This is a genomic window from Ruegeria atlantica, assembly GCF_947495585.1.
Lineage (GTDB): Bacteria > Pseudomonadota > Alphaproteobacteria > Rhodobacterales > Rhodobacteraceae > Ruegeria > Ruegeria atlantica_G.
This window is the reverse complement of record NZ_CANLZK010000003.1, coordinates 355,778-374,470: the sequence shown is the minus strand read 5'-3', so window position 1 is coordinate 374,470 and position 18,693 is coordinate 355,778. Positions and strand designations below refer to the sequence as shown.

Here is an 18,693-nt window from a genome sequence, read left to right as displayed (position 1 = left end):
ATGCGGGCCCGAAAAGGGCCCGCATGAAGTTATGACTTATTGATTGGCGGATTCGAAGCGGCGCAGCAGCGCGTCACCACGTTCCTTCGCGCTATCCATCGCTTCCTGAGCAGTTTTCTCACCGGCCCAGACTGCCTCAAGCTCTTCGTCGATGATACCGCGGATCTGGTCGAATGATCCCAGACGCAGACCTTTGGAATTTGCGGTCGGCTCTTTCGCTGTCATCTGGATCACAGCGATGTCGGTGCCGGGGTTTTCGTCATAAAAACCTGCCGCACGTGTCGCATCACCCGCTTCGGCCGTGATCGGAAGGTAGCCGGTGTTCTGGTGCCAGGCCGACTGCACGTCAGACGATGATAGGAAGCTTAGGAACTCTCCGACGCCCTTGTACTCCTCAGGGTCATGACCTTCCATTACCCAAAGGGATGCGCCACCGATAATGGTGTTCTGCGGCTCACTTGTGACGGCTTCCCAGTAGGGCAGCGGGCGGACGTCAAAGTCGAATTCGGCCTCTGCCTTGATGCCCGCGTAACCTGCCGAACTTTCAGTGAACAATGCGCATTCGCCTGACCGGAAGTTCGCCCCGCCTTCATTTCTGCGACCGGTGTAGATGAACTTGCCATCCTTGGCCCAGTCACCCATCGCGGTCAGGTGTGCCACCTGCGCCGGACCGTTCAGCATCAGTTCGGTATCGAGACCGGCAAAACCGTTGTCCTTAGACGCGAACGGAACGTCGTGATAGGCCGACATGTTCTCAAGATGGATCCAGCTCTGCCATGCGGTGACCAGCGGGCAGTCTTCGCCCCCGGACTTGAGCTGTTCAAGTACGTCTCCAACCTTTTCCCACGTGGACAGATCCGTGTCTGGATCAACGCCGGCCGCTTCGAACGCGTCTCGGTTGACCCAAAGAACTGGCGTGGATGAGTTGAAGGGCAGCGAAAGCATGTCCCCGTCAGTGGTTGTATAGTATCCTTTGACGGCACCAATATACGCGTCGGGATCAAAAGACGCGCCACTTTCAGCCATCACTTCGTAGACCGGCCTGATCGCACCTTCGGCTGACATCATCGTTGCCGTGCCGACCTCGAATACCATCAGGATTTGCGGCTGCTCACCGGCGCGGAAGGCAGCAATGCCTGCGTTCAGGGTTTCCGAGTAGTTGCCCTTGTGGCTTTCAACCACGACATACTCGTCCTGACTGGCGTTGAATTCTTCCACTTGGGCTTTGACAAGCTCACCAAGGCGGCCGGTAAAGGCGTGCCAGAACTGGACCTCGGTTTGTGCCATTGCCGCCACTGGGGACAATGCAGTTGTTACGGCGAGAGCGCCGAGAAAATTCTTTTTCATGATTCCTCCCATGCATCAGGTTCGATGCTTCGTTGAATACCGACCGCAACGGGTAAACGGCACACATGACGATTTCACGACGTTAACGTTACAGAAATATAATTCAAGCCCAATTTACTGGATAAAAAAATAACATAGTGTTATGAGGCCAGGGCGGCAGATTGGGATCGGTAATGAGTCAAATTCTTAGGGTCCGGCAGTTAGAAGCTCTTATGGCTGTAACAACCAACGGCTCTGTCACGGCGGCAGCGACCGACCTGGGGGTGAGCCAGCCAGCCGTCAGCAGGTTGCTTTCGGATCTTGAAAAGTCACTTGGGTTTCAGCTTTTCGATCGCCGCGAAGGCCGGTTGGTGCCGACGCAGGAAGTTCGGTATCTTTTACCCAGCGTCGAGCGTGTTCTGGAACTGATGAGGCAAATATCTGACGTCAGCCAGGACATCACACAGCGCAAAGCAGGGCATATCCGTGTTGCATGCCTGCCGGGGTTCGCCACCAGCCATTTGCCCGATGTTGTCGCCAGATTCTTGAAGGATCGGCCCGGCGTCACCCTGACGATCGAACCTGACAGACCTGAGCGCATTCTTGAATGGATGATCGGCGAGCAGTATGATTTCGGGATCACCGACAGCTTTAACGGTCACCCCGCCGTCGAAAGCTGGGATATCGAGGTCCGGACGGTTTGTGTGTTCCCCTCCGGAAGTGAATTGGAAAACCTCTCTGAGGTTACACCGGCGGACCTCGTGAATAGCAAAATTATCCACACACGACGCGACAGCGACTTTTTCGGGCGGCTCTCAAAAGCGTTTCAAAGTGCCAATGTGGAGTTAAACTCCCATATTGAAGTCAGGCAGTTCACGGCGGCATGTGAATTGGCCGTGAAGGGCGTTGGCGTCTCCGTCGTAAGCGAACTTGACGCCGTCCAATACGCAGCGCTCGGATTAAGCTATCGACCGTTCAAGCCATTCTTGCCGCATACTCTCTCGCTTGTTCGCCCGATTTTGAAACAACCTTCACTAGTGACGCTGGAATTCATCGAGCAGTTCCGAGACAGCCTTGAGCCTTTCAAAGCAGAATAGGGCCGTCGAAATTAATTCTTGCAACCGGTTGCAAAAATATTGATTGTGTCACCTGAGAATTGATTCGGGGGACCGTATGTTGAAGATCGGATTGCTGGGGGCCGGACGTATTGGTCGCGTGCATGCGGAAGCGATTTCGGCACACCCCAAAACCGAATTGACAGCTATTTCAGACGCGGTGAATGATGCCGCTGTCGGATTGGCTGCTGAGTACGGGGCCAGGGTACAAAGCTCTGACGAGATTATCGGTGATTCCACCATCGATGCAGTTCTGATCGCAACGCCTACCGATACGCATTCCGATCTGATCGAAGCGGCAACGCAGGCCGGCAAAGCGGTCCTGTGCGAAAAACCCGTCGATCTGGACCTTGAGCGAGCAAAAATTTGCCAAAAAGCCGCGGGCGCGACTGGTCAACCGGTCATGCTTGGCTTCAACCGTCGCTTCGACCCAAATTTCCAGACGCTGAAAGCCGCCTATGATGCGGGCGAGGTCGGTAAAGCTGAACTATTGTCCATTACGTCGTTTGATCCGGCGCCGCCTCCGGTAAGTTATGTCAAGGTATCGGGCGGGTTGTTCCGGGACATGATGATCCATGATTTTGATATGGCCAACTACCTGACGGGACAAATTCCTGTCACCATTTCAGCCGTGGGAACCTCGGTCGTCGATCCGGAAATAGGGCAGGCCGGTGACGTGGATACGGCTGTGGTAACAATGACTTATCCGGATGGCAGTCTGGCCGTGATCAAGAACTCGCGGCGGGCAGCATACGGGTATGATCAACGGGTCGAACTGCTGGGCTCAAGGGGTCTTTTGCAGGCGCTTAATGTCCTTGAGAATTCGGTTGTTAAATCAACGGCTGACGGTGTGACCGGAGCGAAGCCAACATATTTCTTTCTTGAACGCTACATGGCCGCTTACCGCGCCGAATGGGATGCGTTTACGCGCGCCATTCAGTCCGGCTCGGACGTGCCGGTAACACTTGAGGATGGTGTCGCGGCGTTGGCGATGGCCGAAGCCGCAACACGCTCGGCACAGTCCGGAAGGCCGGTTGCGATGGAGGAAGTTTTTTGAAACCGGTTGCAAAATGATCGGATATCCGGAAACTGAAGGAAGCCCGATCACCGATCGGAGCAGACGAGATTCGGTTTAGCCGAATGGCCGGGCAGACCCGGCACCAAGATTGAATTTTCTATTGGGAGGAATGGAAATGAAAAAAATCGTAAAAGGTGTGCTGATGGCCAGCGCAGTCGCATTTGCCGGCGCCACAGGCGTTGCGGCAGAAGGCGAGAAGTATATTCTGGTTAGCCATGCTCCGGACAGTGACAGCTGGTGGAACACCATCAAGAATGGTATTGCCCTGGCGGGCGATCAGATGGGTGTCGAGGTTGAATATCGCAACCCGCCTACCGGTGACCTTGCCGACATGGCGCGGATCATCGATCAAGCCGCAGCTTCGGGACCCAATGGTATCATCACTACGCTGGCCGACCCGGACATTCTGGAAGGTCCGATCAAAGCCGCCGTGGATTCCGGTATCGACGTCATCATCATGAACACCGGCACGCCGGAAAAGGCGCGCGAAGTTGGTGCGCTGATGTATGTCGGTCAGCCGGAATATGACGCTGGATTGGCCGCAGGCCAGCGCGCCAAAGGCGATGGTATCAGCTCTTTCCTGTGCGTAAACCACTATATCGTGCAGCCATCCAGCCAAGAACGCTGCCAGGGCTTTGCAGACGGCCTGGGCATCGAATTGGGTGAGCAGATGATCGACGCGGGCCAAGACCCGGCCGAGATCAAGAACCGTGTTCTGGCCTACTTGTCGGCAAATCCTGACACGGACGCCGTTCTGACACTTGGCCCGGTTTCGGCTGACCCGACCATTCTGGCGCTGGAAGAAAATGGTATGGCCGGTGACATCTACTTCGGCACATTTGACCTGGGCGGTGAAATCGTCAAAGGCATCAAAAGTGGTGTGATCCAGTGGGGCATCGACCAGCAGCCCTTCCTGCAGGCCTATCTGCCAGTCGTCGTGATGACGAACTACCACCGTTACGGCGTTCTGCCGGGCAACAACATCAACTCGGGTCCCGGTTTCGTGACCGCTGACGGGTTGGAAAAGATCGAAGAGTTCGCGGGCGAATACCGCTGATCTTCAAAACGGTGCGGACGCATGACGTGTGTCCGCACCACCTGATGCAAGCATTCAGACGAACGCGCCAAGGAGGCAACAATGGCTGAGTCAGCGCAATCCGCAGCTGGTGGTGACGAGCGGGTCAAACAGATCTCACCCTTGCGACAAGCCCTGATCCGCCCTGAACTGGGCGGCATGGTCGGCACCGTCGCTGTATTCACGTTTTTTCTGTTATTTGCTTTTGACAGCGGAATGTTCACCTCGCAGGGCGTTATGAACTGGTCGATTGTTTCGGCCCAGTTCATGATCATCGCGGTGGGCGCATGCCTGCTGATGATTGCTGGCGAGTTCGACCTGTCTGTCGGGTCCATGATCGGGTTCGCGGGGATGATGATCGCGATCTTCTCGGTCACGCTCAGCTGGCCAGTTTGGATAGCGATCATAGTGACCTTTGCACTATGTGTCTCTATCGGGGCGCTTAACGGCTTCATCGTCGTGCGCACCGGATTGCCCAGCTTTATCGTTACCCTGGCTTTCCTGTTCATCCTGCGTGGCTTTACCATTTTTCTGCCGCAGACCATCGAGCGGAAAACCATCATTGGCGGTATCCGGGATGTGGCTGAGGGCGATTGGCTGGCCTCTGTTTTTGGCGGCAAAGTAGGGCAGGGCTTTTTTGTCTGGCTGGGCGATAATGGCCTGATCGGAACTTTTGAACGCGGCACGCGCGAGGGTCAGCCAGTGGTTGACGGTATTCCCATGCTGATCATTTGGGCAATCGTGCTCATCATCTTCGGTCATGTGCTTCTGACGAAAACAAAATTCGGCAACTGGATCTTCGCCTCGGGTGGCGACGCCGAGGCTGCGCGTAACTCGGGTGTTCCGGTGAACAGAGTCAAAGTTCTGATGTTCATGTTCACCGCCTTCTGCGCGACGGTCTTTGCGACCTGTCAGGTGATGGAGTTCGGTTCAGCCGGTGCGGATCGTGGTTTGCTGAAAGAGTTCGAGGCAATCATCGCCGTGGTAATCGGTGGCGCGTTGCTGACTGGTGGTTACGGCTCGGTTCTTGGGGCGGCCCTTGGGGCGCTGATCTTTGGGGTCGTTCAGCAGGGGCTGTTCTTTGCGGGCGTCGAAAGCTCTCTGTTCCGGGTGTTCCTGGGCGTGATCCTGCTGGGCGCCGTGATCCTGAACACCTACATTCGTCGCATCATCACAGGAGAACGCTGAGATGACTGAAGATTCGAAATTCCACCACGGCGATGCAAATGCTCAGGATCCGATCATCCGGATGATCGATATTGAAAAGCACTTTGGCTCTGTGATCGCTCTGGCCGGGGTCAGCTTTGATCTGAAGCCGGGTGAGTGTCACTGCCTTCTGGGTGATAATGGTGCGGGTAAATCAACCTTCATCAAGACCATGTCCGGGGTCCATAAGCCGACAGCTGGCGAGATCATCTTTGAAGACAAACCTATGCATTTTGAGGACCCGCGCGATGCTATCGAAGCCGGGATCGCAACAGTGCACCAACATCTGGCGATGATCCCGCTGATGAGCGTCAGCCGCAACTTCTTCATGGGCAATGAACCCACGCGCAAAGTCGCCGGGATCAGTTTTTTTGACAAGAAACAGGCTGATGAGATCACCATGGAAGAGATGCGCAAGATGGGCATCAACCTGCGTGGTCCCGATCAGGCTGTGGGTACGTTGTCAGGCGGTGAACGCCAGACGGTTGCGATTGCACGGGCCGTGCATTTCGGTGCTAAGATCTTGATTTTGGACGAACCTACATCGGCTCTTGGCGTGCGCCAGACTTCGAACGTTTTGGCGACTATCGACAAAGTGCGCAGTCAGGGTGTGGGGGTGGTATTTATCAGCCACAATGTTCGGCACGCGCTGGCCGTCGGCGATCGGTTTACAGTGTTGAACCGGGGCAAAACTCTGGGCACGGCCATACGGGGTGAGATTTCGCCCGAAGAACTACAGGACTTGATGGCAGGCGGTCAGGAACTGGCCCAGCTGGAAGGGTCTTTGGGCGGAACGGTCTGACGCGGTCCCGCGCAGACCCAGCTTTCGAAAAACTGGAATTCAACGGACTGGCCATGTGGCCTTGAGTTGAAAGGGATCAATATGGGCAAAACTATCAGACTGACCGCAGCGCAAGCTCTGGTTCGCTATCTAGGCGCGCAGATGAATGAGGCCGGAGAGCCTTTTATCGCAGGTGTCTGGGCTATTTTCGGCCATGGAAACGTGGCTGGCCTGGGCGAGGCGCTGCATGCTGTGAAAGGCAGCCTGCCGACCTATCGCGGCCATAACGAACAGACGATGGCGCATTGTGCTATCGCGTATGCGAAGCAGATGCGGCGCACGCGCGCGATGGCGGTGACGTCGTCCATCGGACCGGGCGCGACCAACATGGTGACAGCCGCCGCCTTGGCGCATGTGAACCGCTTGCCGGTGCTGATCATTCCTGGGGATATCTTCGCGACGCGCGGTCCTGATCCTGTGTTGCAGCAGATTGAAAGCTTTGGCGACGGTACGGTCAGTGCAAACGATTGTTTCAAACCTGTCAGCCGTTACTTCGACCGCATCTCAAGGCCAGAGCACCTGCTAACCGCACTGCCAAGGGCTTTCCGCACAATGACAGACCCCGCTGATTGTGGGCCGGCGACTTTGGCCTTCTGTCAGGACGTTCAGGCCGAGGCCTATGACTATCCTGAAAGCTTCTTTGAGCCGCGCGTCTGGTATCAGCGTCGCATTCGCCCTGACGAAGGTGAACTGGCCCGCGCCGTCGCTGCCATCAAAGCGGCAAAGCGCCCGGTCATCGTGGCGGGTGGCGGCGTTCACTACTCTGGCGCTACGGACGCGCTGCAGAGTTTCGTGGAAACGCACAATATCCCCATCACGGAAACACAGGCTGGCAAGTCCGCGCTTGCATGGGATCATCCACTGAACCTTGGACCCGTGGGCGTGACCGGTGGCGAACCGGCAAACTCGGTCTGCGCTGAGGCTGATCTGGTATTGGCGGTTGGCTCTCGCCTGCAGGATTTCACGACCGGCTCGTGGGGTCTGTTTTCGAACCCACAGCGCGAGATGATCTGCCTGAATACCGCTGCCTATGATGCTGAAAAGCACGGCGCGATGCCCCTGCAGTCAGATGCGCGCGTTGGGCTTGAGGAGCTGGGTTCGGCTTTGCAAGGACACCGTGCCGATCCTGTGGCAGATACGCTTAAGGCTGATTGGTATGGCAAGGTCGACAAACTGACCGATGCCCCTGGCGATGGGAATGCGTTACCGACCGATATGCAGGTGGTTGGTGCGGTCCAGCGTGCCTCGAACAACGATACTGTCGTCATGTGTGCGGCGGGCACCATGCCCGGAGAACTGCACAAGCTGTGGAAGGCCCCGCGTCCGGGTGCCTATCACATGGAATATGGTTTCAGTTGCATGGGGTATGAGATTGCTGGTGCGATGGGCATCAAGATGGCGCAACCGGATCGCGATGTGATCTGCTTTACCGGCGATGGCACCTACATGATGGCGAACTCGGAAATGGCTTCGGCTGCGATGATGGGCATCTCGTTCACCGTGGTCATTACCGACAATCGCGGCTTTGGCTGTATCAACCGTCTGCAGATGGGCACAGGTGGAGCCGAGTTTAACAATCTGCTGGATCATGCTGTGCACGAGAACCCCTCGGCCATCGATTTCGCGGCTCACGCTGCGGCAATGGGCGCGACCTCGGTCAAGGTCAGCTCGATTGCGGAACTGGAAGACGCGCTTGCCAAGCGTGGCGATATCAAAGGGCCTTATGTGGTGGTCATCGACACCGATCCGTACCCCTCGACCGAATACGGCGGGACGTGGTGGGAAGTGGCGGTTCCGGAAGTCAGCATCCGCCCCAAAGTGAACGAAAAACGCGCGGCCTATGAGCTGGCGATCAAGGAAAGAAACACGAAATGAGCGTGAAAATCGGGATTTCTCCGATCGCCTGGCAGAATGATGACCTGCCGGACCTGACGGCGGCGTACACGATGGAACAGGCCCTGAAAGAGGCGCGCGAGATCGGATACACCGGTGTCGAGCGTGGTCAGCGGATGCCCAGCGATACCGAAGGGCTACTTGCTTATCTGGAAGGCAATGACATTGCGCTCTGTGGCGGGTGGTGCTCGGGTGCGTCACTGGTCAACGATTTCGCTGCAGAACGTGAGGCCGTGCGGGAACAGGTTGAACAATTCGTGGCCCTGAACAGTCCGTGTATCGTCTATGCGGAATGCTCTAACACCGTGCAGGGTCAGGCAGGTACGCCGGTGAACAACCGGTCCAAGCTATCCAAAGACGAAGTGTTGGCCTATGCCGCCAAGATCACCGAGCTGGCCAAATGGATGGCCGATCAGGGGATGCCGATGGCCTATCATCATCACATGGGCACGATCATCGAGACCGAAGATGACGTGAACTGGTTGATGGAAGGTTCGGGCCCGGAGGTGAACCTGTGCTTTGACACAGGACACTTGTTGTTTGGCGGCGGCGATGTGATGGCGACACTCAAACGCTGGGGCGATCGTGTGCATCACGTGCATTTCAAAGATATCCGCCCGGCTGTGGTACAGGACGTAAAAGAGAATGATCGCAGCTTTCTCGATGCGGTCGTCGCCGGAGCATTCACCGTACCAGGTGACGGGTGTATCGAATTTCAGGCCGTGGCGAATGCGCTCAAATCCTTGGATTACAACGGATGGATCGTTGTGGAGGCCGAACAGGACCCGGCCAAGGCTCCGCCATACGAATATTCCAAGAAAGGCTACGAGCACATTCTCGACGTCTGTGGACAGGCAGGATTGGAGGTCCAGTCGTAACAAATCTCCATACGGGGTTAACACCGAAGCCATGAAAAGGAGAAGATCATGGTAAATCAGCAGCTAGGTTTTGTCGGCTATTTCGACCGGGAATCCTGTGATCTGGATGAATTCAAGGTGTTGACTTCGCAGAACCTTACAGCCGATGTTGTCCCGAACGCCGCCACGATCGAAAAGAACGTTCCAGTCTATGACATGGACGAGCTGCGCCCTGCGCTGGAAAACGTAGGTAAGCGCAAGGCTCTGCTGGCCGAGTGGGGACATGTGTTGGACAAATCGTCGGGCGTGATCGTTCTTAAACGTGCGTTCGCCGATACTTCCGCAATTGACCGCGCAACCGATGTCTTTCGCCAGATCATAGTTGACGAAAGACAAAGCGGCGCGGGAGAGGGTGACCACTTTGCGGCGTCCGGGGCCAATGATCGGATCTGGAACGCCCTGCAAAAGCAATGTCTGCGCGACCCCGAGGGTTTTGCCCTCTATTTCGGGAACACGGCTGTTGCTGCAGCCTGCGAGGCGTGGTTGGGGCCAAACTATCAGGTCACGGCACAGATCAATCAAGTGCGTCCAGGCGGTAAAGCGCAGCAGGCTCACAGGGATTACCACCTTGGATTTCAGAGCGCAGAAAGTGCTGCGCGCTATCCAGTGCACGCACATCTTGTTACGGCATCACTGACATTGCAGGGGGCGATTGCCCATTGCGACATGCCAGTCGAAAGCGGGCCAACCAAGCTGCTGCCGTTCTCGCAGATTTATCCGCCGGGCTACCTGGCGTTTCATGACGAGGGCCACCGGGCACATTTCGAAGACTGCTATATCCAGCTGGCGCTGGACAAGGGGGATGCTGTGTTCTTCAACCCGGCACTGTTCCATGCGGCTGGTGAAAATCGCAGTGCGGATATCGACCGAATGGCGAACTTGTTGCAAATCTCATCTGCATTTGGTCGCGCGATGGAAACTGTTGACCGGCGGTCCATGTCTGAGACGGTGTTTCCTTCGCTTATTGCGTTGAAACAACGTGGTGAGCTGATCGGGGCCGAACTGGATGCAGTCATCGCCGCCACGGCAGAGGGATACCCGTTCCCTACCAATCTGGATACGGATCCTCCGGTCGGTGGCAACGCCCCGGAAAGTCAGGCCGACATTTTGCGTTGTGCTGTGTCAGAAGGCTGGACCGAACAACAATTGGCCGAGACATTCTCGGCGCTGGAAACAAGGCAAGCTGCCTGAGGGAAAACGGGCGGGCATTCCAAGCCCGCCCTACACGGAGAAAAACACATGGCCGACCTGCTCAAAAAGCCCTTTGGTACCAGAGGTAAAGTGCATGACATCACTCCGGCCAGTGCCGGGTGGCGCTATGTGGGGTTTGGGCTTTACCACCTTCGGGCAGGCGATACAGTGGCCGAGGCAACGGGTGATCGCGAGGTCATTCTGGTCATGGTCGAGGGCAAGGCCCGCATCGCCGGAGCTGAGCGGGACTGGGGTGTTCTGGGTGATCGGATGAACGTTTTTGAGAAGACGCCGCCGCACTGTCTTTATCTGCCGAACGGCACAGAATGGACGGCCACAGCCGAAACGGATTGCGTGATTGCGGTGTGTACAGCCCCGGGCAAGAATGGCCACTCTGCGCGACGCATCGGCCCCGAAGGCATTACTTTGACCGAGCGCGGCAAGGGCGTAAATACGCGCTATATCAACAACATCGCGATGGAGAATGAGGACTATGCTGATAGCTTGCTGGTGACCGAAGTGTTTACGCCAAACGGGCATTGGTCATCGTATCCCAGCCATCGACACGATGAAGATGATTTTCCGCGGATCACCTATCTGGAAGAGACCTACTACCACCGTCTGAACCCGGCGAATGGGTTCGGGATTCAGCGTGTCTATACCGATGATGGGCAGTTGGATGAGACTATGGCTGTATCCGATGGCGATGTTGTTTGCGTGCCCCGCGGTCATCACCCATGCGGCGCACCTTATGGGTTCGAGATGTATTATCTGAACGTTATGGCCGGACCGCTGCGCAAATGGCGCTTTGTTCCGGCCCCCGAAGTTGAATGGATCATGGAGCGCGACGCGTAACGCCCACGCCTAACTTTGCGCGGGCGCACCAAAGGCCCGAATGACCATGCGGGCTGCCGCCTCAACCGGGTCGTGGGTCTCTTTCAGGATTGTCACGCGGTCAAATCTGTCAGGGTCTCGGTTGACTGCCTCGCGCAGCGCGTTACCAAATGCCATGCGCAGTTCGGTACCGATATTGAACTTGCAGATCGACGTTTCCCGCGCCAACCGGCTGCGTTGTTCCACAGGCACGCCAGAGCCGCCATGAATGACCAACGGAACACTTGTCGCAGCGTCGATTCCGGCGATGCGAGCCTCGTCCAATCCGCCTTCTTTGTTTTGTTGCAGATGAACGTTTCCGACTGAGATGGCCATTGCGTCCACGCCGCTTTCACGAGCGAACTGCGCGGCCTCGTTTGGATCTGTCCCGTTAGATCCTTCGCCGCCGGAATACCCCACAAACCCGATCTCACCTTCGCAGGAAATCCCCGCAGCATGCGCCATTTCGGCAATGGCAGCAGTTTCGTCGATGTTTTGCTGCAGCGGCTTGCGTGACCCGTCAAACATGAGCGATGTGAACCCGCTGTCCAATGCGATCTTGCAGTCCTCGAATGTATAACCGTGATCCAGATGGGCCACGACCGGAACCGAGGCATTCTCGGCCAGGAAGCGAAACATCTTGCCCAGAACAGGCAGGGGCGTGTGTTCGCGGCAGCTTGGACCAGCCTGAAGGATCACCGGCGCATTTTCCGCCTCGGCTGCGGCTAAATAGGCGCGCATATCCTCCCATCCCAGCGTAACAAGCCCGCCAACAGCGTAGCCGTTTTCGTATGCAGGGGTGAGGACGTCTTTGAGTGTCGCGAGGGTCATTTGAATTTGGCAATCATGTCTTTGATGCCTGGAATGGTCTCGACCTGATAGGCATGGGTTGGTTGGAAGTACTGGACCAGCGAACGCTGAGTCAGACCGCCAAGGATGGTGAAATAGTACATCTCGTATCCCGGCAGAACACAGCAGGGGTGATAACCCTTGTCGATGCAGATCGTTGAGCCGTCGACGATGTGATAGGCGTCGCCCGGTTCGTTGTCCTCACGCTGCAACATCTGAAGGCCCGATCCCCAGTTGGGTTTGAAACGGAAATTGTAGGTCTCGTCGTGCCGCGTCTCGTTGGGCAGACGGTTCGTGTCATGCTTGTGGCTGGGGAAGCCTGACCAGCCGCCCTGTCCCACGGTGAACAGCTCACTGATCAGCAGGCGACCCACTTTGTCGTGCTGTTTCTGGCCGAGGATGTGTTTGATTTTGCGATGCGTTTTAGTGTCGTCGCTGCCGTATTGCACAAGGTCGTGTTCACGCACATCGAACGGATCCAGTACCTTGTCGTACTTGGCGCCCGCTATGAAGATTTCGGTTTCATCCGACACGCAGACCAGTTGGACCTTAGCGCCGACCGGCACATAAACGCCTTCCGGATCCCCATCCCAGACGTCTTCGCCCCGCTTGCCCAGCTTGGCGAACTGCTCGCCTTCTACGTCGACATCGACACTGCCCGTGGCGGGCACGATACACGTCTCATAACCGGGCACCTGATATTCAAACGCTTCGCCCTTTTTCAGTTTGACGATGTTGAAGTAGTTCAGCGGAACCGTTGGATCATCGGCGTCGACGATCGGTTTGTTCTGATTGTCATAGGGAGCGATGTGCATGAGGGGTTCCTATGTCGTTGGGCCGGGATTGGCCGCAAGAAATGCGTCCAGTTCCGGAGTTGTTGGCATGGCCGGAGCGCAGCCGGGCTTGGACACGACGATCGAGGCACAGGCTGAGCCGCGCATAACCGCTTCTTTAGGCTCGCTTCCAGCGGCGATCGAGGCCAGCAGGCCGGCCATGAAACTGTCGCCAGCACCGTTGGGTTTGACTGCGGTGACGGGATAGATGCCGGTTTCGATTTCCTGCCCATCCACCAGAGTTACCGCGCCTTTTTCGCCCATCTTGTAGATCACGATCCGGCCCGGTTTCGCCGCCAACTCCTTGGCTTTGGCGAAGCCTTTGTCGATGCCTCCTGCCATGAAACCAAATTCTTCGTCATTGCCGACGATTAGATCGCTTGCTTCGCCCGCGCGCGACAGGACTTCGGCAGCAACCTCAGGTGATGGCCAACTGTACGGACGGTAGTCTATGTCAAATATTACCGGCAAACCCGCCTTTCGGGCGTTTTCGAACGCGCGAAACGTGGCGCTGCGCGAGGGTTCAGCGGCAAACACCGTTCCGGCAGATATCACGGCTGAAAATTTGCCGTAGTCGACCTTGTTCATGTCATCCTCGGTCACCTGAAAGTCGACTGCGCCGTTGCGGTAGATGACATTCTGAAATTCTTCGATCCGGCTTTCGTAAACGGCCAGAGACATGCGGTATTCACCACCGACGACGCGGATATAGGATGTGTCTACACCGTAGTGAGCAAGTTTATTCAGGCAGAAGCGGCCAACCGCATCATCTGAGACCGAAGTGATCAAGGATGCCTGGCTGCCCAGTTTGACCAGCCCCGCGCAGATATTTGCCGATGAACCACCCAGATCGGCGTGAAACATGTCGGCGTCTTCGCTTTTAACACCAACGGGATCGGCATACAGGTCCATGCCCGCGCGTCCAAAGACCGCGAACCGGTTTCCTTTGATACCGTCTATCAAAGCGCTCACGTCATGTCCTCCGGCAAAAATGGGCTGGCGAGGATCGTTGGTCCTTGCGTTGAATCGATTCACACGATACTGATTTTGCAACCGGTTGCAAATACATTGTTCGGAGCCGTTGCAGATGCCTGAAATCGGAATTGGAATAATCGGCGGTGGCTATATGGGCAAAGCTCATTCAGTCGCGATGTCAGCCGTAGGCCCAGTTTTCAACACAGCCTTGCGGCCACGACTTGAGATGATTTGCGCGTCCACGCCCGAAAGCGCCGAGCGATACCGTGCGGCTTACGGCTTTCGTCGCGCGACCTCGGATTGGTCAGTGCTGGTCACTGACCCGGCAGTGGATGCTGTCGTGATTGCCTCGCCTCAAACAACGCACAGACAGATTGCAGAGGCCGCGTTAGCCTTGGGCAAGCCTGTGTTGTGCGAAAAACCCCTCGGATCTTCTTTGGATGATGGGCGCGCAATGGTTGCCGCGGCCGAGGCCACGGGCGTCACCAATATGGTCGGGTTCAACTACGTCAGAACGCCCGCAACACAGTTTGCCCGTCAGTTGATCGCCAACGGTGAATTGGGGGACATAACCTGGTTTCGCGGCGAGCATACTGAGGACTTCTATGCCGACCCTGACGCCCCGGCCACATGGCGGACGTCCGGAATGGCCAACGGAACGATCGGAGATCTTGCCCCACATATGGTCAACGGTGCTTTGGCCCTGATCGGTCCGATTGTCGAGGTTATGGCCGAAGTCGAAACGGTTCATAGCGAGCGCCCAGGCGGCACCGTTACCAATGATGACCACGCGCAGATCATGTGCCGGTTTGCCAGTGGCGCGATGGGCAATATCTATGTCAGCCGCATCGCGACAGGTCGAAAGATGGGCTATGCCTATGAAATTACAGGCACCAAAGGCGCAATCCGGTTTGATCAGGAAGATCAGAACGCCCTTTGGCTCTATCGGCGCGAAGGACCAGAGGAAAAAAGGGGCTTCACCAAGATCCTGACGGGTCCAGCTCACCCCGATTATGAGCCTTTCTGTCAGGGCCCGGGTCATGGAACAGGTTATCAGGACCAGATCATCATCGAGGCCAAAGATTTTCTTGAGGCCATTCACACGGGCAAATCGATCTGGCCCACATTCCGAGATGGGCATGAGGTCAACTGCGTACTTGCTGCTGCGCTAAAGTCGTCAGAGCAGCGGCAGTGGCAGGACGTCAGCACCGTCTGAACACAAAAACTAATAGATCATCTAAGAGAGACGAGAACCATGGCAAAGCTGAAATGGGGCATGATTGGTGGTGGTGAAGGCAGTCAGATCGGACCCGCACACCGGTTAGGAGCGTTGGCGGATGGGATGTTTGAATTCGCTGCGGGTGCTTTGGATCACCGACCCGATGTTGGGCGAGAATATGCTCAACGACTTGGAGTGGCGTCGGATCGCGCCTATGGCGACTGGCAGGAAATGCTGGCCGGGGAAAGGGGCCGTCCCGACCGGGTTGATCTGGTGACCATCGCCACTCCGAATTCCACCCATTTTGAAATTGCCAAAGCGTTCCTTGAAGCTGGTTTTAACGTGCTTTGTGAAAAACCGATGACGATGACCGTGGAAGAGGGCGAAGAAATCGTCCGCGTTGCAGAGGCCTCGGGCAAGATTTGTGCGGTGAATTATTGCTATTCCGCCTATCCGATGGTGCGCCAGGCGCGTGCGATGGTTCGCGCCAGGGATATTGGTAAGGTGCGTCTGGTTGTGACGAATTTCAGCCATGGCCACCATGGCGACGCGACTGACGCCGATAACCCGCGGGTGCGGTGGCGCTATGATCCAGCGATGGCGGGTGTGTCTGGCCAATTCGCCGATTGCGGTATCCATGCGCTTCACATGGCCAGTTTCATCAGTGACGATGAAGTCAAAACCTTGTCTGCAGATATGGCGTCTACGATTTCAAGCCGCGAACTTGAGGACGACGCCATGGTCAACTTCCGGACCGAAGGCGGAGCTGTCGGGCGTTTGTGGACCTCTTCGGTGGCAATTGGGCGTCAGCACGGGTTTGATATTCAGGTGTTTGGCGAAACCGGAGGCCTTCGCTGGACGTCCGAGCAACCCAATCAATTGATCTATACGCCTGTCGGTGGCCGTACACAGATCATCGAAAAAGGCGAGGGCGGTCTTCACGACGATGCGCAACGATTGTCCCGTGTGGCGATTGCCCATCCCGAAGGGTTCCCGCTGGCCGTGGCCAACATCTATTGCGATCTTGCCGACGCTATTCGCGGAGAGGCGCGTGATGGTCTGCCTACACCTGCCGACGGAGTGCGGTCGATCGCAGCCGTGCATGCCGCAGTGGCGTCTGCAAAAAATGACGGGGCATGGACGGACGCGCGCCCACCGATGTTTCGCTGATCAGGGTCGGGGCCGCAATGTGCCCCGCTCGATCACACGGCAGGGGAAAATACGGGCCTCGGGGTAACGCTCGGGGTCTTTCAGCATCTCTTCGACCAGGTCGACGGATGCGGTAATGATTTGTTTGATCGGCTGATGAATCGTCGTCAGGTCCACGCTTTCCCAGCGCGACATCTCCATGTCGTTCAGGCCGATAATACCGATATCTTTACCCGGTTTCAGCCCGTGATCGGACAATGCGGACAGGGCGCCTATTGACAGAATATCGTCACCGCAAAAGTATCCCTCTGCAGGGCCTTCCGCCAATTGTTGAAGCATTTCTTCCCGCCCGGCTTCAAAAGAATAGGCGCCTGCGAAGCAATGCGTCACTTCGAGTTCCAGGTGCTTTTCAACTTCTTCCATGAAGCCGCGATACCGATCCATGGCCGATGTCGCATCTTTTGGGCCGCCCAGATAGCCAATACGGCGATACCCCCGCGACGACAGCTCGCGCGCGGCCATGCGCCCGCATTCAACGTTGTCGATGCCTACAACATGTACCTCTGGCGATGTCGCTGATCGACCGAACGTGTGTACGACGGGAACGCCCGCATCGTGGAATGCCTTTGCAAAACTGGGGGGCAAGGTGGATGAGGCGACGATGGCAGCATCCACAGAATACTGCCGCAGCATTCTTACTGAGTTTGTCGGCTCAGTTTCGTCGGTCAGGTTCACGATCAGCGGACGCAGGCCGCGTTCCTGTAAAGCGCGGGTGAACTGGTCGAAGACTTCAAGAAAAATGGGGTTGTGGAAGTTGTTGGAAATCAACCCGATCAACTTGGTGCGTCCGGTTGTCAGCGAAGAAGCCAACGCGTTTGGGCTGTACCCCAATTCGGCCGCAGCCTTTTCCACCTTGCTCCGTGTCTTTGGCGAGACGGATGCGCCTTCGGTAAAGGTCCGCGATACGGCAGAGCGAGATACACCGGCCAGTGCGGCCACTTCTTTTAGGGTTACACTCATGGCTAGCACCGATGGGCTCGGGGATGGCTTTCAGTCAATTTCATGGGAAAATACTACGCCCTATTGCGTCGGGTTTGCAATCGGTTGCAAGGCTGTGCGGAAAAGACGTCGGGTTCTTTGCAAAAGGCCACGCCAAGGCTTTAACAACTCGAATTGGATTCAATCTGTAAGTCCAAGCTTTGTATCAGAGGTGGTAACAGCATGCGCATCGCACTTAACGACCCTGACATTGCGTGGCCAGCAACCTGAGTAAACCCCTTCTCCGACCTCATTGAAGCAATGACCATTCAAGACGGTTATCTCCGCACATATTAGCCTGAACGCGCATTGCCCCGCCTTTGGTGGGCACCGTGACGATTGCTCCTTCTTTGACTGGTGACAAGGGTGTTGTCGTCCATCGCAGTCTTTGTTCAGGGGTAACATGCTTAAGAGGGCGCTGCAGACCGGGTTCTTCGTAAAAAACGGGGCGGTTTGGTCCATAAACATTTAGGGATGTCATCCTGTAGGCAGTGAACACATCAAACGGCTTGCTCCGTTTTATGGCCGCCCGCATGGAATGCCGCCACGCCTCCAGACCTGCTGGTGACACATAGAGAATAGCTATTGCACCGGCCATAGAATGCAGTCTCAGCCAATCGCTGTTCTCAGTCGAAGCGAGTGCAAGGTTGTAATGCGCGCGGTGCCCGAAGCTTTGAACATAGCGACGTGTCCAGGGAAAGCAGCCGAAGGGTGAAACCCCCAAATAAACGATGTCCGCATCTTTTGGAATTTCGGGAATGGTCAGATCTTCGGTCAACGCGGAGACATCATCCTCCAGAACCAATGCCGGGAGCGTTTTGAGTGACTCAAGCGCTGCAAGATGGGCGTGGGCGCAGTTTAAGGCATGGCTTTGTCCGGCGCTGCCTTCTGAAAATGAAAAACTGATGCAATACTTGTTCATCAAGTTGGCCATATGAACCCGCCTGCTTTTGTTATCAGGTAAATTGATGACCCGGCAGTCTGCAACGATTGCGCTCAACTTCTTCATTCTGGTGTCCGTCAGCTGCGCCACGCAATTCGCGCAGCCGATGAATGATCGTGGATCGGGGATTTCAAGATGCTTGAGCATCGGCTCTGTTGCAATCATTGCGTTA

General features: G+C 56.3%; 17 protein-coding genes. 11 read left to right on the top strand and 6 right to left on the bottom strand.

What is annotated here, in order from left to right:
• Window positions 1-36: 36 nt before the first annotated feature.
• The gene (ugpB, locus tag QMP16_RS09370) at window positions 37-1,347 is read right to left on the bottom strand and encodes a sn-glycerol-3-phosphate ABC transporter substrate-binding protein UgpB (protein ID WP_282152148.1); all 1,311 of its coding nucleotides are present in this window, start codon (window positions 1,345-1,347) and stop codon (window positions 37-39) included.
• Window positions 1,348-1,520: 173 nt separating this feature from the next.
• Here ugpB and QMP16_RS09365 point away from each other — a divergent pair, with 173 nt between their 5' ends.
• From QMP16_RS09365 to iolB, 9 genes are all read left to right on the top strand, one after another.
• On the top strand, window positions 1,521-2,423 hold the full coding sequence (locus QMP16_RS09365; protein WP_282152147.1) for a LysR substrate-binding domain-containing protein: 903 nt from the start codon (window positions 1,521-1,523) through the stop codon (window positions 2,421-2,423).
• A 76-nt stretch (window positions 2,424-2,499) separates the two neighbouring features.
• Complete coding sequence (gene iolG / locus QMP16_RS09360; protein ID WP_282152146.1) at window positions 2,500-3,498, top strand: inositol 2-dehydrogenase; 999 nt, start codon at window positions 2,500-2,502, stop codon at window positions 3,496-3,498.
• Window positions 3,499-3,634: 136 nt separating this feature from the next.
• Window positions 3,635-4,576 carry a sugar ABC transporter substrate-binding protein gene (locus QMP16_RS09355; RefSeq protein WP_108859931.1) on the top strand — a complete coding sequence of 314 codons (942 nt, stop codon included), beginning with the start codon at window positions 3,635-3,637 and terminating at the stop codon, window positions 4,574-4,576.
• A gap of 81 nt (window positions 4,577-4,657) precedes the next feature.
• Window positions 4,658-5,782: an ABC transporter permease gene (locus QMP16_RS09350; protein ID WP_282152145.1), complete on the top strand. Its 1,125-nt coding sequence runs from the start codon at window positions 4,658-4,660 to the stop codon at window positions 5,780-5,782.
• 1 nt (window position 5,783) lies between these two features.
• Complete coding sequence (locus tag QMP16_RS09345) at window positions 5,784-6,602, top strand: ATP-binding cassette domain-containing protein (protein ID WP_282152144.1); 819 nt, start codon at window positions 5,784-5,786, stop codon at window positions 6,600-6,602.
• Window positions 6,603-6,683: 81 nt separating this feature from the next.
• Window positions 6,684-8,516 (top strand): 3D-(3,5/4)-trihydroxycyclohexane-1,2-dione acylhydrolase (decyclizing), encoded by a 1,833-nt coding sequence (gene iolD / locus QMP16_RS09340; protein WP_282152143.1) that lies wholly within the window; start codon window positions 6,684-6,686, stop codon window positions 8,514-8,516.
• The gene (iolE, locus tag QMP16_RS09335) at window positions 8,513-9,412 is read left to right on the top strand and encodes a myo-inosose-2 dehydratase (RefSeq protein ID WP_282152142.1); all 900 of its coding nucleotides are present in this window, start codon (window positions 8,513-8,515) and stop codon (window positions 9,410-9,412) included. The genes iolD and iolE overlap by 4 nt, the downstream gene beginning before the upstream one ends.
• A 48-nt stretch (window positions 9,413-9,460) precedes the next feature.
• Window positions 9,461-10,642: a phytanoyl-CoA dioxygenase family protein gene (locus QMP16_RS09330; RefSeq protein ID WP_282152141.1), complete on the top strand. Its 1,182-nt coding sequence runs from the start codon at window positions 9,461-9,463 to the stop codon at window positions 10,640-10,642.
• Between the two features lie 48 nt (window positions 10,643-10,690).
• Window positions 10,691-11,497: a 5-deoxy-glucuronate isomerase gene (gene iolB / locus QMP16_RS09325; RefSeq protein ID WP_282152140.1), complete on the top strand. Its 807-nt coding sequence runs from the start codon at window positions 10,691-10,693 to the stop codon at window positions 11,495-11,497.
• A 9-nt stretch (window positions 11,498-11,506) separates the two neighbouring features.
• Here iolB and QMP16_RS09320 read toward each other — a convergent pair whose 3' ends face one another.
• Genes QMP16_RS09320 through iolC form a run of 3 tightly spaced genes read right to left on the bottom strand, consistent with a single transcriptional unit; the run spans window position 11,507 to window position 14,169 of the window.
• Window positions 11,507-12,346, bottom strand: a complete 840-nt coding sequence (locus QMP16_RS09320; protein WP_282152139.1) for a class II fructose-bisphosphate aldolase — start codon at window positions 12,344-12,346, stop codon at window positions 11,507-11,509.
• Entirely contained in the window at window positions 12,343-13,179 is an 837-nt protein-coding gene (locus QMP16_RS09315; RefSeq protein WP_282152138.1) for a 5-deoxy-glucuronate isomerase, read from the bottom strand. Before QMP16_RS09315 ends, QMP16_RS09320 begins: the two co-directional genes overlap by 4 nt.
• A gap of 9 nt (window positions 13,180-13,188) precedes the next feature.
• Window positions 13,189-14,169: a 5-dehydro-2-deoxygluconokinase gene (gene iolC, locus QMP16_RS09310; protein ID WP_282152137.1), complete on the bottom strand. Its 981-nt coding sequence runs from the start codon at window positions 14,167-14,169 to the stop codon at window positions 13,189-13,191.
• A 115-nt stretch (window positions 14,170-14,284) separates the two neighbouring features.
• Between iolC and QMP16_RS09305 the strand changes: the two genes are divergently transcribed.
• The gene (locus tag QMP16_RS09305; protein WP_282152136.1) at window positions 14,285-15,388 is read left to right on the top strand and encodes a Gfo/Idh/MocA family protein; all 1,104 of its coding nucleotides are present in this window, start codon (window positions 14,285-14,287) and stop codon (window positions 15,386-15,388) included.
• Between the two features lie 39 nt (window positions 15,389-15,427).
• Window positions 15,428-16,561: a Gfo/Idh/MocA family protein gene (locus tag QMP16_RS09300; protein WP_282152135.1), complete on the top strand. Its 1,134-nt coding sequence runs from the start codon at window positions 15,428-15,430 to the stop codon at window positions 16,559-16,561.
• Here the strand turns inward: QMP16_RS09300 and QMP16_RS09295 are convergent, their stop codons facing one another.
• Both QMP16_RS09295 and QMP16_RS09290 read right to left on the bottom strand, forming a co-directional pair.
• The gene (locus tag QMP16_RS09295) at window positions 16,562-17,560 is read right to left on the bottom strand and encodes a LacI family DNA-binding transcriptional regulator (RefSeq protein WP_282152134.1); all 999 of its coding nucleotides are present in this window, start codon (window positions 17,558-17,560) and stop codon (window positions 16,562-16,564) included. It lies immediately after the preceding gene.
• A gap of 268 nt (window positions 17,561-17,828) precedes the next feature.
• The gene (locus QMP16_RS09290; RefSeq protein ID WP_282152133.1) at window positions 17,829-18,686 is read right to left on the bottom strand and encodes a hypothetical protein; all 858 of its coding nucleotides are present in this window, start codon (window positions 18,684-18,686) and stop codon (window positions 17,829-17,831) included.
• Window positions 18,687-18,693 lie beyond the last annotated feature (7 nt).

Bases quoted from the DNA above. Each gene is read 5' to 3' on its own strand.
- ugpB (WP_282152148.1), bottom strand. From the start codon at position 1,347: ATGAAAAAGAATTTTCTCGGCGCTCTCGCCGTAACAACTGCATTGTCC.
- QMP16_RS09365 (WP_282152147.1), top strand. From the start codon at position 1,521: ATGAGTCAAATTCTTAGGGTCCGGCAGTTAGAAGCTCTTATGGCTGTA.
- iolG (WP_282152146.1), top strand. From the start codon at position 2,500: ATGTTGAAGATCGGATTGCTGGGGGCCGGACGTATTGGTCGCGTGCAT.
- QMP16_RS09355 (WP_108859931.1), top strand. From the start codon at position 3,635: ATGAAAAAAATCGTAAAAGGTGTGCTGATGGCCAGCGCAGTCGCATTT.
- QMP16_RS09350 (WP_282152145.1), top strand. From the start codon at position 4,658: ATGGCTGAGTCAGCGCAATCCGCAGCTGGTGGTGACGAGCGGGTCAAA.
- QMP16_RS09345 (WP_282152144.1), top strand. From the start codon at position 5,784: ATGACTGAAGATTCGAAATTCCACCACGGCGATGCAAATGCTCAGGAT.
- iolD (WP_282152143.1), top strand. From the start codon at position 6,684: ATGGGCAAAACTATCAGACTGACCGCAGCGCAAGCTCTGGTTCGCTAT.
- iolE (WP_282152142.1), top strand. From the start codon at position 8,513: ATGAGCGTGAAAATCGGGATTTCTCCGATCGCCTGGCAGAATGATGAC.
- QMP16_RS09330 (WP_282152141.1), top strand. From the start codon at position 9,461: ATGGTAAATCAGCAGCTAGGTTTTGTCGGCTATTTCGACCGGGAATCC.
- iolB (WP_282152140.1), top strand. From the start codon at position 10,691: ATGGCCGACCTGCTCAAAAAGCCCTTTGGTACCAGAGGTAAAGTGCAT.
- QMP16_RS09320 (WP_282152139.1), bottom strand. From the start codon at position 12,346: ATGACCCTCGCGACACTCAAAGACGTCCTCACCCCTGCATACGAAAAC.
- QMP16_RS09315 (WP_282152138.1), bottom strand. From the start codon at position 13,179: ATGCACATCGCTCCCTATGACAATCAGAACAAACCGATCGTCGACGCC.
- QMP16_RS09305 (WP_282152136.1), top strand. From the start codon at position 14,285: ATGCCTGAAATCGGAATTGGAATAATCGGCGGTGGCTATATGGGCAAA.
- QMP16_RS09300 (WP_282152135.1), top strand. From the start codon at position 15,428: ATGGCAAAGCTGAAATGGGGCATGATTGGTGGTGGTGAAGGCAGTCAG.
- QMP16_RS09295 (WP_282152134.1), bottom strand. From the start codon at position 17,560: ATGAGTGTAACCCTAAAAGAAGTGGCCGCACTGGCCGGTGTATCTCGC.
- QMP16_RS09290 (WP_282152133.1), bottom strand. From the start codon at position 18,686: ATGATTGCAACAGAGCCGATGCTCAAGCATCTTGAAATCCCCGATCCA.